The 15,435-nt window shown below is 60.3% G+C and carries 14 protein-coding genes and 2 pseudogenes; 9 read left to right on the top strand and 7 right to left on the bottom strand.

Features of this window, described 5'->3' with window-relative positions; genetic code table 11:
- Positions 1–15 precede the first annotated feature (15 nt).
- The gene (locus tag GIW69_RS23915; RefSeq protein ID WP_236485237.1) at positions 16–828 is read right to left on the bottom strand and encodes an AraC family transcriptional regulator; all 813 of its coding nucleotides are present in this window, start codon (positions 826–828) and stop codon (positions 16–18) included.
- 403 nt (positions 829–1,231) lie between these two features.
- On the opposite strand from GIW69_RS23915, the gene GIW69_RS23910 reads away from it, so the two are divergent.
- Entirely contained in the window at positions 1,232–1,708 is a 477-nt protein-coding gene (locus GIW69_RS23910; protein ID WP_236485236.1) for a PA2171 family ribosome-binding persister protein, read from the top strand.
- A 58-nt stretch (positions 1,709–1,766) separates the two neighbouring features.
- Here the strand turns inward: GIW69_RS23910 and GIW69_RS23905 are convergent, their stop codons facing one another.
- Entirely contained in the window at positions 1,767–2,411 is a 645-nt protein-coding gene (locus GIW69_RS23905) for an ATPase (protein WP_236485235.1), read from the bottom strand.
- A gap of 268 nt (positions 2,412–2,679) precedes the next feature.
- Between GIW69_RS23905 and GIW69_RS23900 the strand changes: the two are divergent.
- The 4 genes and pseudogenes from GIW69_RS23900 to argE all read left to right on the top strand — a co-directional run bounded on the left by GIW69_RS23900 (position 2,680) and on the right by argE (position 6,469).
- Positions 2,680–4,025: pseudogene (locus GIW69_RS23900) on the top strand (flavin-containing monooxygenase).
- A gap of 24 nt (positions 4,026–4,049) precedes the next feature.
- Positions 4,050–4,466, top strand: a complete 417-nt coding sequence (locus tag GIW69_RS23895; RefSeq protein WP_236485233.1) for a RidA family protein — start codon at positions 4,050–4,052, stop codon at positions 4,464–4,466.
- Between the two features lie 177 nt (positions 4,467–4,643).
- Positions 4,644–5,321, top strand: a complete 678-nt coding sequence (locus GIW69_RS23890; RefSeq protein WP_236485232.1) for a DUF1028 domain-containing protein — start codon at positions 4,644–4,646, stop codon at positions 5,319–5,321.
- Entirely contained in the window at positions 5,318–6,469 is a 1,152-nt protein-coding gene (gene argE, locus GIW69_RS23885; RefSeq protein WP_236485231.1) for an acetylornithine deacetylase, read from the top strand. The genes GIW69_RS23890 and argE overlap by 4 nt, the downstream gene beginning before the upstream one ends.
- 21 nt (positions 6,470–6,490) lie before the next feature.
- Here argE and GIW69_RS23880 read toward each other — a convergent pair whose 3' ends face one another.
- Positions 6,491–7,402, bottom strand: coding sequence for a LysR family transcriptional regulator (locus GIW69_RS23880; protein ID WP_236485230.1), 912 nt, complete (start codon positions 7,400–7,402; stop codon positions 6,491–6,493).
- A 234-nt stretch (positions 7,403–7,636) separates the two neighbouring features.
- Here GIW69_RS23880 and GIW69_RS23875 point away from each other — a divergent pair, with 234 nt between their 5' ends.
- Positions 7,637–9,052 (top strand): cytosine permease, encoded by a 1,416-nt coding sequence (locus tag GIW69_RS23875; RefSeq protein ID WP_236485229.1) that lies wholly within the window; start codon positions 7,637–7,639, stop codon positions 9,050–9,052.
- 72 nt (positions 9,053–9,124) lie between these two features.
- Here GIW69_RS23875 and GIW69_RS23870 read toward each other — a convergent pair whose 3' ends face one another.
- Together GIW69_RS23870 and GIW69_RS23865 are read right to left on the bottom strand one after the other, a co-directional pair.
- Positions 9,125–9,604, bottom strand: a complete 480-nt coding sequence (locus GIW69_RS23870) for a VOC family protein (RefSeq protein ID WP_236485228.1) — start codon at positions 9,602–9,604, stop codon at positions 9,125–9,127.
- A gap of 70 nt (positions 9,605–9,674) precedes the next feature.
- Positions 9,675–10,178 carry a winged helix-turn-helix transcriptional regulator gene (locus tag GIW69_RS23865; RefSeq protein WP_236485227.1) on the bottom strand — a complete coding sequence of 168 codons (504 nt, stop codon included), beginning with the start codon at positions 10,176–10,178 and terminating at the stop codon, positions 9,675–9,677.
- A 99-nt stretch (positions 10,179–10,277) separates the two neighbouring features.
- Here GIW69_RS23865 and GIW69_RS23860 point away from each other — a divergent pair, with 99 nt between their 5' ends.
- Together GIW69_RS23860 and GIW69_RS23855 are read left to right on the top strand one after the other, a co-directional pair.
- Positions 10,278–10,916, top strand: coding sequence for a cysteine hydrolase family protein (locus GIW69_RS23860; RefSeq protein WP_236485226.1), 639 nt, complete (start codon positions 10,278–10,280; stop codon positions 10,914–10,916).
- Positions 10,913–12,490, top strand: a complete 1,578-nt coding sequence (locus tag GIW69_RS23855; protein WP_236485225.1) for an aldehyde dehydrogenase (NADP(+)) — start codon at positions 10,913–10,915, stop codon at positions 12,488–12,490. The genes GIW69_RS23860 and GIW69_RS23855 overlap by 4 nt, the downstream gene beginning before the upstream one ends.
- Here the strand turns inward: GIW69_RS23855 and ptrR are convergent.
- Positions 12,484–13,389: a putrescine utilization regulator PtrR gene (gene ptrR / locus GIW69_RS23850; protein ID WP_236485224.1), complete on the bottom strand. Its 906-nt coding sequence runs from the start codon at positions 13,387–13,389 to the stop codon at positions 12,484–12,486. The two genes, GIW69_RS23855 and ptrR, sit on opposite strands and share 7 nt — an antisense overlap.
- A gap of 100 nt (positions 13,390–13,489) precedes the next feature.
- Here ptrR and GIW69_RS23845 point away from each other — a divergent pair, with 100 nt between their 5' ends.
- A complete protein-coding gene (locus GIW69_RS23845; RefSeq protein ID WP_236485223.1) occupies positions 13,490–14,881 on the top strand; it encodes an aldehyde dehydrogenase family protein in 1,392 nt (463 codons plus the stop codon).
- 131 nt (positions 14,882–15,012) lie between these two features.
- On the opposite strand, the pseudogene GIW69_RS23840 reads toward GIW69_RS23845, so the two are convergent.
- A pseudogene (locus tag GIW69_RS23840) lies at positions 15,013–15,435 on the bottom strand (hypothetical protein); the annotation flags it as partial.

Here is a 15,435-nt window from a genome sequence, read left to right as displayed (position 1 = left end):
GCATGATTGTGCAGGTCAAGACGCTTGCAGACGCTTCAACCATTTGCCGGGGGCCACGCCATAAGCCTGAATGAATTGGCGTGTCATATGGCTCTGATCAAAAAAACCGGCCGACACGGCCGATTCTGCCAGCGAACCACCGGAGGTCAGCAAGACCCTGACCAGGTCGAGCCGCCGGTGAGTGATGTAGCGATAAGGACTGGTGCCATACAGCGCCCGAAAATCCCGGCTCAAGCTCCACCGGTCACGTCCACTGGCCTGTGACAACTCATCCAGCGTCACCACGCGATCCAGAGCCGTATGGATGAATGCTCTCGCCCGCTCCGCCGCCACAAAATCCAGCGTTTTGCGAACCACACGACGACCCGACACTTGCTCCAGCGCCTGCGCCAGGTCATAGATCATGTCGTCTTCTTCGAGCGGATCCATTGCCGATTCCAGATTGCACAACAATGCTCGCGTCGCCCGATACAGCCGGGGATCGCTGGACAATCCGCCCTCAATGAATGGCAGCGGTTTGCCGCCCAATACTTGCTGGATCAACGCGGGCTCGATGTAAACCATCCGATAGCGAAACCCGGCCTCAGTGCCGGCCTGACCGTCATGCACTTCATCAGGATGCAGCACGAGAATGTTGCCGGGCAGACTGTGGCGCTGACTGCGGCAGTACTGAAAGCTCTGGACACCGGACAACGTGGTGCCGATGGCGTAAGTGTCATGCCGGTGTGGGGTGAAACCATGCCCGCTGAAAAACGCTTCGATACGCTCCATTTTTTGCAGCGCGGGCGAGTGCCTGACCCAGTCACTCGAGAGGCTTTTATCGGACATGGTGCGGCACCAGGACAATGAGGCGGACACAATAGCAGACTGCGTCATCCGCTTACGTAAGCGATGCTGCTCAAGAACCAGACAACGCATCCCAATGGTCAGCTTCACTCGTGCTACATCCTTGGGAAAGCCAAAACCGTTTCGGGCGAAGAATCACCCGTCGGCAGCGGCGCAGATGCGGTCGGGGGATGTCAGTAGCGCCGTTAGCGGAATCTGCAATACGACCAGCGGTTGATCGGGCAAATCGCCCGAGACCAACACCGCCAAAGCAATCCCAACTATTTGATTCTAGGTGTTTTTTTCAAACGACACGGCTTGGCACCGCTCATGCAACACCACAGCCTACGTAGCGTTGGCACATTGATCGACGCGCGCTTCACCGTGAAGACAGAGGAAAACCTACATGAACGCCATTGACCTTCTGAAAGCTGACCACGAGCGTGTAAAGAGCATCCTGAGCCAACTCAGCGAATCCACTGAACGCGGCCTTAAAAAACGCGCTGAGCTGCTGGCGAAACTCGAGATGGAAATCACCATCCACACCAAACTTGAGGAAGAGATTCTGTACCCTGCTTTCAAGGAAGCCGGGGGCAAGGAAGAGGAAGTCATGTACTTCGAGGCCAAGGAAGAGCACCGCACCGTTGACTCGCTGGTACTGCCCGACTTGAAGCAGACCGATCCCGGCACGCCGGAATTCTCCGGACGGGTGAAAGTCGTCAAGGAACTGCTGGAGCATCACATCGAGGAAGAAGAAACCGAGATGTTCCCACAAGCGAACAAGTTGCTGGGCAAAGACAAGCTCAATGAACTGGGCGAACAAATGGAAGCGATGAAAGCCGAGTATAAAAAATCCCTCGCCCATCCTGAACTCGCCGCCTGATCTATCTGGAATGAGCAAAGCCCGGACTTGAGTCCGGGCTTTTTTTGGACAGCGCTTATCAGCCTGCGCTCACCAGCGATTTCAGCGAATCGTCGAACTGTTTCAATGCATTCAGTTGCAGATCACGTTGCTGTTCGATTTGCGCCGCAATCTGCGGCGCGGCCAGGTTATGCACCCAGACCGAAGGCATTTGCTTATCGACAGCACCTTCGGCCTTTCCGATGTATTGCAGGTTCGCGTCGTAGAAACGTGCGGCGAAACGCGCTTCGACAGCGCTATTGCGTTGGGTCAGCAATTGATTGTGGGTATCGAGCATGACGACGACGTCCGGGTGGGCCTGCACCAGCGCATCAAGGTTGTCGTAGACCGTGACCGACTTGAACTGCTGTTGCAACGAACTCATCAACCAGTCAATCGCCAGCTCCGGATCGGAACTGTTGACGAACGCATCGCGGATCCGCGCATCGAGCGCATCTTTCGCGCCGTTCAGCGCCATGTCGTGATAGCGCTCAAGGTATTGCAGGTTTTCGCGAGTGTTTTCGCTGTAGAGCACGCCAACGGTTTGCGAGTGCTGCAAACCATTGATGCTTTGTTCGAGGGGCAGAAAGTGGCCGGATTGTGCATCCTGCGCATTCGCTGTAGTCAGGGTCAGCAGCCCGCTGATCAGCAAGGCAACGACAGCCAGTCGGGTCAAAATCTTCATCGCGCAAACTCCTTAAGCGGCGTTTTCAATGCAGCGGATGTTCCTCGTCTACCGAGCGAAGCGGAACTCGGGTTTGTTGATGGTCACCATTGCCGAAAGCAATAGTGCCGACCTTTCCTGACTGCGCTCACCCCTGAGAGCCCGCCCCACAAGGCCCGCGCCGCCCTGCATCACGAATTTATGCTCACATCAAAGCTTAATAATAATTTACCGAAAAGCCCCCTCTCCCTAGTCTGACCCCACGCAAAAAGGACACGCCTAACGCGATCTGAATCCAACTGCCTTGTTAGAAAGGATGTAGAGATGACCACTGAAATAATAAAAACAGACACGCTTGTCGTGGGTGCCGGTCAGGCGGGTGTGGCGATGAGTGAACACTTGAGCAAACTCGGTGTGCCGCACCTGGTGCTTGAGCGCAGCCGCGTCGCTGAACGCTGGCGCACCGGGCGCTGGGACTCGTTGGTCGCGAACGGCCCGGCGTGGCATGACCGCTTTCCGGGCCTGGCGTTTGACGATGTCGACCCCGATGGATTCGCCCCGAAGGAACGCGTGGCGGATTATTTCGAAGCCTATGCAAAAAAATTCAACGCACCGATCCGCACAGGTGTCGAGGTCAAAAGCGTCGAGCGCAATGTCGGTCGTCCGGGCTTTACGGTGGTCACTTCCGAAGGCGTGATTGAAGCCAGTCGTGTAGTCGCCGCCACAGGCCCGTTCCAGCGCCCCGTGATTCCGGCAATCGCGCCGAAGGACGAACGTCTGCTGCAAATCCACTCCGCCGATTACCGCAACCCGCAGCAACTGCCCGAAGGCGCAGTGCTGGTGGTCGGTGCCGGTTCGTCGGGCGTGCAGATCGCCGATGAACTGCAACGTTCCGGCAAGCAGGTTTACCTCTCGGTGGGCGCCCACGACCGCCCGCCCCGCGCTTATCGCAATCGTGATTTCTGCTGGTGGCTGGGCGTGCTCGGCGAGTGGGATCAAGCGGCGATGAAACCTGGCAAGGAACACGTGACCATCGCGGTGAGCGGTGCCCATGGCGGCCGCACGATCGACTTCCGTGGCCTGGCCCATCGTGGCATGACCCTGGTTGGCGTGACCCAGGCGTTCAACGACGGCGTGGTGAGCTTCAAGCAAGATCTGGTCGATAACCTCAACCATGGCGACGAAAACTATCTGGCCCTGCTCGACGCCGCCGATGCCTACATCGAACGTAACGGTCTGGATCTGCCGGAGGAACCAGAAGCCCGGGAACTCTATCCGGATCCGGAGTGCGTGAAAAACCCGCTGGCCGATCTGGATCTGGCCAAGGCCGGTGTCACCTCGATCATCTGGGCCACCGGTTTTGCCGTGGATTATTCGTGGCTCAAGGTTGCTGCCTTCGACGCCAATGGCAAACCGCAGCATCAGCGCGGCGTGTCCAGCGAAGCCGGTGTGTATTTCCTCGGTCTGCCGTGGCAGTCCCGTCGCGGTTCGTCGTTCATCTGGGGCGTCTGGCATGACGCCAAACATGTGGCCGATCACATCGCGATCCAGCGCTCGTACCTCGAATATCAAGATGCCGAACAACGCCACGCCAGCCACGGCAAAACCGCCAACAAGACAACCGTCGGCGCCTGACACCCTATTCTTTTGGAGCTTCCCATGAGCCAGCCCACCCACACCCGTATTCGCATGTTCAACACCAAAGACACCTACCCGAACCAGACGCTGGACAACGACCTCTGCCAGGCCGTACGCGCCGGCAACACCGTGTATGTGCGCGGCCAGGTCGGCACCGATTTCGACGGCAATCTGGTCGGCCTCGGTGATGCCCGCGCACAGACCGAACAGGCCATGCGCAACGTCAAGCAATTGCTCGAAGAAGCCGGCAGCGACATGAGCCACATCGTCAAGACCACCACCTACCTGATCGACCCGCGTTATCGCGAAGCGGTGTATCAGGAAACCGGCAAATGGCTCAAAGGCGTGTTTCCGATTTCTACCGGGCTGGTGGTGTCGGCATTGGGTCAACCGCAGTGGTTGATGGAAATTGACGTGATTGCGGTGATTCCTGAGTAAGCAGGTTCACCGAGTTGCGGCCATCGCTGGCAAGCCAGCTCCCACAGAGATCTATGTCGATCACAGAACCTGTGGGAGCTGGCTTGCCAGCCCCACAAGGATCTATGTCGATCACAAAACCTGTGGGAGCTGGCTTGCCAGCGATGAGGCCTGCCCAGACAAAACAGGAGCAAGATCATGACCTTTTCAATCGCCGCCCGCTGCCCCGACACCGGTCAGTTCGGCATCGCCATCAGTTCCTCCAGCATCGCCGTCGGTGCCCGTTGCCCGTGGCTGCTGCCCGGTGTCGGTGCGGTGTCGAGCCAGAACATCACCTTGCCGTCCCTCGGCCCTGAAGTCCTCGCGTTGATGGAACAAGGCCTCGCCCCCGACGCCGCACTGGACAACGTCCTGACCCGCAACGGCTACAGCCAGTACCGGCAGATTACCGCGATCAATCACCTCGGCCAGACCGCGCATTTCAGCGGTTCACAAACCCTCGGCGTACATAACGCCGTCTCCGGAGAACAATGCGTGGCGGCTGGCAACATGCTCGCCGACGCTTCGGTCATTGAGGCGATGGTGCGCGGTTTCGAGGACGCCGAAGGCCAACTCGCCGAGCGTCTGATCAAGGCGCTGCAAGCAGGACAAGCCCTCGGCGGTGAAGCCGGCCCGGTGCATTCGGCGGCGGTGGTCGTGGTCGGCGAACTGACGTGGCCGATCGTGAACTTGCGCGTCGACTGGGCCGACGAAGACCCGATCGGCCAATTACAGAAACTCTGGAACGTCTACCGCCCGCAACTTCAGGACTACATCGACCGCGCCCTCGATCCCGCCAAGGCGCCGGGATACGGAGTGGCCGGAGACGACCGATGAAACGCAGCGTCGAATTGCTGAAAAACCTGGTGGCGTTCGACACCACCAGCCGTGAATCCAATTTGCAGTTGATCGAATTCGTCCGCGACTACCTCGCGGATTTCGGCGTTTCGTGCGAGTTGATCTACAACGACGAGCGCAGCAAGGCCAACCTGTTTGCGACCCTCGGCCCGGCGGATCGTCCGGGCATCGCCCTGTCCGGGCATACCGATGTGGTGCCGGTGGACGGCCAGCCCTGGACGACGCCGCCGTTCGAACTCACCGAGCGTGACGGCAAAGTGTTTGGCCGAGGCACGGCGGACATGAAAGGCTACATCGCCTGCGTGCTCGCGCTGGTGCCGGATCTGGTCAAGGCCACGCTGCGCATGCCGGTACATATTGCGCTGTCCTATGACGAAGAAGTCGGTTGCCTCGGCGTGCGTTCATTGTTGAGCGTGCTGGAGCAGCGCCCGATCAAACCACTGCTGTGCATCATTGGCGAACCCACCGAACTCAAACCCGTACTCGGCCATAAGGGCAAACTGGCGATGCGTTGCGACGTGAAGGGCCATGCGTGCCATTCGGCGTATGCGCCGCAGGGGGTCAACGCCATCGAGTACGCCGCCGAGCTGATTGGCGAACTGGGGCGCATCGGCCAGACGCTCAAGGCCCCCGAGCGTCAAGATGCGCGTTTTGACCCGCCGTACAGCACGGTGCAAACCGGCGTGATCGGTGGCGGCAAAGCGCTGAACATCGTCCCCGCCGATTGCCGTTTCGACTTCGAGATCCGCGCCCTGCCCTCGCAGGATCCGGCCGAGGTCGCTGCCGCATTGAAGGTGTATGCCGAGCAACAAATGCTGCCGCGCATGCGGGCGGTCAGCGAGCACAGCGAGGTTCGCTTCAGTGAGCTTTCGGCCTATCCGGGCCTGGCGACCGATGCAAAAAGCCAGGCGGCCGAGTTGATCGCGGCGTTCTGCGGTTCGCGGGAATTTGGCACCGTGGCGTTTGGCACTGAAGGCGGGTTGTTTGATGCGGCCGGGATTCCCACCGTCATCTGCGGTCCCGGCAGCATGGATCAGGGCCACAAACCCGATGAGTTCGTCAGCCTCGATCAACTCAAGGGGTGTGACGCCATGCTCCAGCGCATGCTCGCTTCAATCAGCGTCTGATCGGACGGGCTCGGCGACACCTCAGGTGTGCAGCCGGGCCAGCTCTTCGCGGCAATGATCGACGAACAGTTGCACCGGTTTGGTCAATTGCACGCGCTTCAACCACGCAGCTGACAGACCCGAACCGGTCACCGTTTCCGCCAGTGGCACGCAAACCACTTGCTGGCCGTCGTAGGTGTACGGCGAAAATGGTTTGGTCACCAGAATCGAGAAACCAAAACCGCGCCCGACCATGCCGCGCACCATCTCGATCGACGGTGAGCTGAAGACAATGTGTGGAGTCAATCCGCGCTCCTCGAAGATGCTGACGAAGTAGGTTCGGCTCGGCATCACGTCGAGCAGAATCATCGGTTCGAGCACCAGGTCATGCAGCGAGACTTTCGCCTGCTGGGCAAAGCGGTGATCCGCCGGCAGCAAGGCGTAAGGCTGTTGCGCGGGCATCAGCGGCGTGGTTTCGAGGGTGCTATCGAGGTCGTGCTCGAACAGCATGGCCAGGTCGATGCTGCCGGCAGTCAGCGCCTGCACCAGTTCCTGTTGTTCCCCGTCGCGAATGCGGATTTCTACCCCCGGCCAACGCTCCTTGAACCCGGCGATCAACCGTGGCAGATACAGCGGCGCCACCGTTTCGAAACAACCGATGTCGATCTGCCCGGCGACCACGTCATTGTCGGCCAACGCGTTCTGCTCGAACTCGTGCGCCACCCGCAGCAGCTCCAGCGCCTTGCGATAAAATCGCGAGCCACTGGGCGTGAGGGAAACGCCTTGGGCGTGGTGGCGGATGAACAGCTGCACGCCAAAACTTTCTTCCAGATGCTTGATCGCGGTCGAGACCGAAGGCTGCGCGATGTACAGCTTGCGAGAGGCTTCAGCGACGCTGCCGCACTCGGCGGTGGTGACGAAGTATTTGAGCTGGCGCAGGTTGTAGGCAGCCATTGGGATCTCCGAAAAAGCGCCGGTTTCGCCGCGTTTCCCTGGCGCCGGGTCAAGGCTGAAACATACCGGAGCCACCCGAACCCCGGGCATATATTTTTTAAGGTCTGTAGCAACAAACTTACTAATTTATCTATCCCGGCGCATTGCACATGATCACTTCAACAAAAAATGCGCCGTCCGTGCCGGCGCTCACCGAAGTACGTCCACGTACTCGACCTTGCCTTGGAGTTCGTCATGGCCACCACTGCAGCAACCTCCGCTCCGCTCATTGAAAAACACACGATTGGATACGTGCCCCCCGAGGATCGCCACGGAAAGGTCAGGGATTTGTTCACGCTCTGGTTCGGCGGCAACATAGCGCCGCTGCCCATCGTCACCGGCGCATTGGGTGTGCAGTTGTTTCACTTGAATCTGCTGTGGGGCATCGTCGCGATTCTGGTCGGTCATCTGATCGGCGGCGTGTTGATGGCCCTGCATTCGGCGCAGGGCCCGCAAATGGGCATTCCGCAGATGATCCAGAGCCGCGCGCAATTCGGCTCCCTCGGTGCGTTGCTGGTGGTATTGATTGCCGGCGTCATGTACATCGGCTTCTTCGCTTCCAACATCGTCCTGGCCGGCAAGTCCTTGCACGGCGTGGTCAACAGTGTTCCGGTGCCGGTGGGCATCGTGATCGGTGCGATTGGCTCGGGCATCATCGGCATCATCGGTTACCGGTTCATTCATGTCCTCAACCGCATCGGCACCTGGGTACTGGGCATTGGCATCTTCGTAGGCTTTGGCTACATCTTCACCCACGTACAGACCGCCGATTTCCTGACCCGTGGCAGCTTCAACATTTCCGGTTGGCTGGCGACGGTGTCGCTGGCGGCGTTGTGGCAGATCGCATTCGCCCCGTACGTCTCCGACTATTCGCGTTACCTGCCGGCTGATGTGCCGGTCGCGTCGACGTTCTGGACGACCTATCTGGGATCGGCGCTGGGTTCAAGCCTGGCATTCATCTTCGGTGCCGTCGCCGTGCTGGCAACACCGGTGGGCATGGACACCATGGACGCGGTCAAACTCGCGACCGGCTCCATCGGCCCGTTGATGCTGGTGCTGTTCCTGCTCAGCGTGATCAGCCACAACGCTCTCAACCTGTACGGTGCGGTATTGTCACTGATTACTCTGGTGCAGACTTTTGCTTACCGCTGGATCCCCACTGCCAAAAGCCGTGCGGTGATTTCGATCATCGTCCTGGCCGGTTGCAGCGCCACTGCGGTCGGCGCCTCGGCGGACTTCATCGGTCACTTTGTCGACATGGTCTTGGTGCTGTTGGTGGTGCTGGTGCCGTGGACGGCGATCAACCTGATCGACTTCTACGCGATCCACAAAGGCAAGTACGACATCAACTCAATCTTCCAGGTCGATGGCGGGATCTACGGCCGCTACAACCCGCAAGCGCTGCTGGCGTATGCGATCGGCATCGCGGTGCAGATTCCGTTCATGAACACACCGCTGTACGTCGGCCCGGTGTCCGCGCACATCAACGGCGCCGACCTGTCCTGGCTGGTCGGCCTGCTCGTGACCTCGCCGCTGTACTTCTGGCTGGCCAGTCGTGACAGCGCTTACCGTCGTCGCTTGTCGACCGGCAAACTGGCGAGCGGTGTGTAAGCGTTTCTGCTGAAGAACGAAGGCCCTCCATTGCGAGGGCCTTTGCGTTTCGACACTTGCAGCCGCCATAGCCTATCCCTTGACCGCCGCCTCGATGGCCGCGACGTCAATCTTGCCCATCTGCATCATCGCTTCGAAAGCACGCTTGGCCGCTGCGCCATCGGAACCGGTGTAGGCGTCGGTCAGTACGCGCGGTGTGATCTGCCAGGACAAGCCCCACTTGTCCTGGCACCAGCCGCAGACGTTGGCCTGGCCGCCGTTGTCGATGATCGCGTTCCAGTATTTGTCCGTCTCGGCCTGATCGTCAGTCGCGACCTGAAACGAGAACGCCTCGTTGTGCTTGATGCCCGACCCGCCATTCAGACCCAGACACGGGATGCCGATCACCGTGAATTCAACGGTCAGTACATCGCCCTGCTTGCCTGCCGGGTAATCACCGGGCGCGCGGTGCACTGCGCCGACCGTGCTGTCGGGGAAGGTTTTTGCATAGAACGTCGCAGCGTCCAGTGCGTCGCCGTCGTACCACAGGCAAATGGTGTTTTTGCTGATCATTCGGGTTCTCCGAATCGCGTTGAGGAACATTAACTCTAGCAGCTCAACCCTGTTCCTTAAGACCGTTCAGCTATCCCCTTTTGCCCTTGAACGCTTCGCGCCGGGTCGCCCTTTCGGCGGCATACGCTTCGACGGGTTGGCTGATCAAATCTTCACGACGCAAGGGTTCGCCACAGTGTTCACACAGTGGGCCGAGCCCGGCCGGGTGGTTGCAACGCGTGTGTGTGAAGACCACCGCCAGGCCTTCATCCGCAGATTTGCACCAGGTTTCACCCCACGCACGCAGGGCAATGATCACGGGGTAGAACGCTTCGCCTTTGGGCGTCAGGTGATATTCGAAGCGCAGGGGCCGCTCGTTGTATGGGCGACGTTCGACGAGACCGTCCGCCTCAAGGCTCTTCAGGCGCGCGGCAATCATTTGTGGCGTACCAGCGGTTTGCGCCTGGATGTCATCAAAGCGATGACTGCCCATGAACAGCTCGCGCAGCACCAGCACAGTCCAGCGGTCGCCGACCAATGATTCGGCGCGTGCGATCGGGCACAGCGTTTCAGGGCCAGGATTATTTTCTGACATTCGGTATTGCCTCGACTCAAGTTACTATGATTATCATAGCGCTCCGACACCAAGGCAACCCCATGGCGTCGTTTCTTTCAAATCACGGAGAACCACGCCATGTCTGACACCGCTTATCCCCGCAACAGCACCGCTTATTTGCTGGTCGATCCGTACAACGATTTCCTCTCGGACGGCGGCAAGGTCTTTCCTCTGATCAAGCCGATCGCCGAACAGAACGGCTTGCTCGACAACCTGCGCAACCTCGATCGCACGGTGCGTGCCAAAGGCATTCAGGTGGTGATCGTGCCCCATCACCGCTGGGTGAAAGGCGACTACGAAGATTTCGACCATCCCAGCCCGACCCAATGCAAAATCATGCACATGCACCATTTTGCGCGGGGTGAATGGGGCGGCGAATGGCATCCGGATTTCGCCCCGCAGGACGGTGACATCGTCGCACAGGAGCATTGGGGCTCGAGCGGCTTTGCCAACACTGACCTCGATTTTCGCCTGAAGCAGAAAGGTATCACCCATGTGATCATCGTTGGTCTCCTGGCCAACACCTGCATCGAGGCCACTGCCCGCTACGCCACCGAGCTGGGCTACCACGTCACGCTGGTTCGCGATGCCACCGCCGCGTTCAAACCGGAAATGATGCACGCCGCCCATGAGCTGAACGGCCCGACCTTCGCCCACAGCATCGTGACCACCGAGCAATTGATCGCCACCTTGACCGATGCGGGTGGTGCGCAATGAACCTCACCGGCCACTTGATGATCGGAGCCCGCGACGTAGCGGCCACCGACGGCACGATGAAAGCGCTCAACCCCGCCACCGGCGAACTGATCGAGCCAGTTTTTGCCTTTGGCGGCATGGCTGAGGTCGACCAGGCTGCGGAACTCGCCGAGGCAGCGTTCGACAGCTACAGCCACACGTCGCTGGCCGAACGCGCCGCGTTCCTTGACAGCATCGCCGCCAACCTCGACGCCGTCGCCAAGCCGCTGGCCGCCCGCGCCGCGCTGGAAACCGGCATTGCCGTGGCTCAGCTCGAAGGCGAAGCGGCGCGCGCGGCGACCCAGTTTCGCCAGTTCGCCGAGGTGGTGCGCAAGGGCCGGTTCCTGCAACTGGCGATAGACCCCGCGCTGCCCGACCGTCAGCCACGCCCGCGCATGGATCATCGCTTGCAGAAAATCGCCCTCGGCCCGGTGGCCATTTTCGGCGCGAGTAACTTTCCCATCGCCTATTCGGTGGCCGGTGGCGATACCGCATCCGCCCTCGCCGCTGGCGCCACGGTGATCCTCAAGGCGCATAACGCGCATCCGGGCGCGTCAGAGATCCAGGCCCACGCGATCCGCCAAGCGATCCAGGCGCATGGGCTGCACGAAGGCGTGTTCTCCATGGTGCGCGGCGATGGAAACGCCATCGGTGCAGCACTGGTGGATCATCCGCGGATCAAAGCCGTGACCTTCACCGGTTCCGAAACCGGCGGCATGGCGTTGTATCGCCGGGCACAGCTGCGTCCAGATCCGATTCCGGTGTTCACCGAAATGACCAGCATCAATCCGACCTTCATTCTGCCTCATGCGCTGACGGCCCGTGGATCGCTGATCGGTGACGGCTTCATTGAGCGCATGCTGGTGAATGTCGGTCAGGCGTGCCTGCGGCCAGCCCTGTTGATAGCCATCAAAGGCGAAGGTCTGGAATCACTGCGCGGCGCCCTGCTTCAAGCCGTCTCCCACGCCCCGGCGCGCACGATGCTGACCCCGGGCATTCATGCGGCCTATGAGAGTGGTCTGAAATCGATGAAAAACGCCGGCGCGTGTCTGGTTGCATCCGGCACGGCAAGCGATGGCGTGAACGCCGGCCGCTCGGCCTTGCTGGAAGTCGACGGCCAACGCTTTCTCGATGAACCGGCGCTGGCCCACGAAGTGTTCGGGCCGTCGGCATTGCTGGTCATGGCTGAAGACGAGGCGCAACTGTTGGCAATCGCCCGCTCGCTCAAGGGCCAACTCAGCGCGACGATGCACCTCGAAGACCCGGATTTGTCGCTGGCCCGCCGCCTGCTGCCGATTCTTGAGCGCCGCACCGGACGCATCGTCGTCAACGCCTTCGCCCACCCACAAGAAGTCACCTTTGCCACGGTGCACGGCGGACCGTTTCCGGCCACTTCCGACAGCCGTTTTACCTCGGTGGGCATGACCTCGATCGAGCGTTTCCTGCGCCCGGTGGCGTATCAGGGCGTTCCGGATGCGTTGTTGCCGCAAGCGCTGCGTGACGGCAATCCGCTGCACCTTCCGCGCAGCATCGAAGGCGACATACCGGCCTATTGACGGGTCTGTTTGTGCTCGGCGGCTGGCGGATCACCCGCCACGCCGCGCGATTCGATCAACTGCACAAGCATGCTCAAGCTGCGCGACACCATGCCCCGGCGCCAGACGAGCCAGGTGGTCAACGAGCGAAACTCCGGTGCCAGGGGCCACACGCTGACCGTCGCGCAGCCGGGCATGCTCTGCAACATGCTGCGCGGCATCAATGCCAGCCCTGCGCCGGCACTGATGCACGCCAGCATGCCGTGGTACGACTCCATTTCGAAAATCTTGCCCGGCACTGCCGCATCGCTGGCGAACCAGCTCTCGAAGTGGTGGCGATAGGAGCAATTGGCACGAAACGCATAGATGTTTTCGCCGTTGACGTCGCGGGCACGCTGAACCGGCGCGTGATGCAGCGGCGCGATGATGACCATTTCTTCCTCGAACGCCGGCACGCCTTCCAGCGCCGGATGCCGCACCGGCCCATCGACGAATGCCGCCGCCAGGCGCCCGGAGAGCACACCGTCAATCATCGTGCCGGATGGCCCGGTGGACAAATCCAGGTCGACCTTCGGGTATTGCCGGTTATAGGTCGCCAGCACCTGAGGGATACGCACGGCTGCGGTGCTTTCCAATGAGCCGAGGGCGAAGGCGCCCTGCGGCTCTTCACCCGCAACGGTCGCCCGGGCTTCCTGCACCAGATCGAGAATACGCCGCACATAATCGAGAAAGCTCCACCCGGCGGGCGACAGGCGCAGCCGACTCTTCTCTCGAATGAACAGGTCGACACCCAGATCCTGCTCCAACTGCTTGATGCGCGTGGTCAGGTTCGACGGCACGCGATGGATCTGCGCGGCGGCAGCGCTGATGCTGCCGTGCTCGGCCACGGCTTTGAAGATTTCCAGCTGAACCAGATCCAAGACATTCTCCTTTCGTGAATGAAACGCTCTGTATTATTCAGTTTCCAGAAAGCAATTGCCACCCTACTCTGTGTCCATCACTCACACGCAGGACATTGCCATGAGCCAGATTTCCAGCCTCACCCACGCCATCTCGATCAATCCCGCCAGTGGTGAGCAGATCGGTCATTACCCGTTTGAATCCGCTGCAGCGCTCGATGCTGCGCTGTCCCGTGCCGCCAGCGGTTTCTCGCAGTGGAAGCGCTCAGCCGTGGCGGATCGCTCAGGCCTGATGATCGCCCTCGCCGCCTCGCTGCGTGAAGGCGCGGAAGCCATGGCCGTGATGATCACCAACGAGATGGGCAAGCCGATCGCCCAGGCCCGGGGTGAAATCGAGAAGTGCGCCAAGCTGTGCGAATGGTACGCCGAACACGGCCCGGCGATGCTCGACGCGGAGTCGACGCTGGTGGAAGGTGGCAAGGCGCGCATCGAATACCGTCCGCTCGGCCCGATCCTGGCCGTAATGCCGTGGAACTTTCCGATCTGGCAAGTGCTGCGCGGCGCCGTACCGACGCTGATCGCCGGCAACACTTACGTGCTCAAGCATGCGCCGAATGTGATGGGCTCCGCTTATCTGCTGCGCGATGCCTTCACCCGCGCCGGGTTTGCCGAGGGTGTGTTTGAAGTGATCAACGTCACGCCGGACGGTGTGTCCACCGCTATTGCCGATCCGCGAATCGCCGCTGTGACGTTGACCGGCAGCGTACGTGCCGGTCAGGCGATTGGCGCTCAAGCGGGGGCTGCGCTGAAGAAATGCGTGCTGGAACTCGGCGGTTCCGATCCATTCATTGTGCTCAACGATGCCAACCTGGACGAAGCGGTTCAGGCTGCCGTGATCGGCCGTTATCAGAATTCCGGGCAGGTGTGCGCGGCGGCCAAGCGCCTGATCATCGAGGAAGGCGTGGTTGAATCGTTCACCCGTAAGTTTGTTGAAGCAACCCGTCGTCTGGTGGTGGGTAATCCGCTGTCGGCCGAGACCTATATCGGTCCGATGGCTCGCTTCGATTTGCGTGACGAACTTGATCAACAAGTGCGCGATACCCTGGAAGAAGGTGCAACGCTGTTGCTCGGTGGCGGCAAGGCGCAAGGTTCGGGCAACTTCTACGAGCCCACCGTGCTGGCGAACGTCACCGATCAGATGACGTCATTCAAGCAGGAACTGTTTGGCCCTGTAGCATCGATCATCACCGCCCGCGATTACGCCCATGCCGTGGCGCTGGCCAACGACAGCGATTTCGGCCTGACCGCGACGATCTACACCGCCAATGTCGAACTGGCCGAGCAAATGACCAGCGAACTGGAAACCGGTGGCGTGTTCATCAACGGCTACTCGGCCAGCGACCCGCGCGTGACCTTTGGCGGCGTGAAGAAAAGTGGTTTCGGTCGCGAACTGTCGCACTTCGGCGTACGCGAATTCTGCAACGCACAAACCGTTTGGCTCGATCGGCACTGATACACGCTAACCGCGCCTACTGACTGCACAAAACCTTGTAAGAGCTGCCGCAGGCTGCGATCTTTTGATGTTGTTTTTCTAAGGCAACATAAAAAGATCGCAGGCTGCGGCAGCGCCTACACGAGGGAGGATTAGAGGTATTTGAGCCAGGCGATGTCGCGGCGTCGGGCCTTCAGGGTCGAGAACCAGCGCGCCGCCGGGAACAGCGCCACCGCCAGCAATGCGGCGACCAGCCAGATTGCGCCCACCGAATCAAAGCCAAAATAACTGCCGTGGTTAAGGCCAAACAGTGCCACAGCGATCAGGTACAGGAACTTCAATACGTACAAATGCAGCAGGTAGAAAAACATCGGCGCCGAGCCGAACACGGTTAGCCAGCGCGACCAGCGGCGCTCCTGCTGACGTTCAAACACCAGCAACACCAGCAATCCGATGCTCACAGTCAGAGTGATGAACAGTAGCGACGGCGGATATTTGGTGATGTTGAAAAAACTCATCAGCGTTTGCAGGCCGTTGTCACCGAACGCCCAAGCTTTTTCGCCATAACCGTTGAC

The organism is Pseudomonas syringae, from assembly GCF_021605415.1.
Lineage (GTDB): Bacteria > Pseudomonadota > Gammaproteobacteria > Pseudomonadales > Pseudomonadaceae > Aquipseudomonas > Aquipseudomonas syringae_S.
Note: the sequence above shows the minus strand (reverse complement) of the source record. Positions and strands in the feature narration are given on the sequence as shown.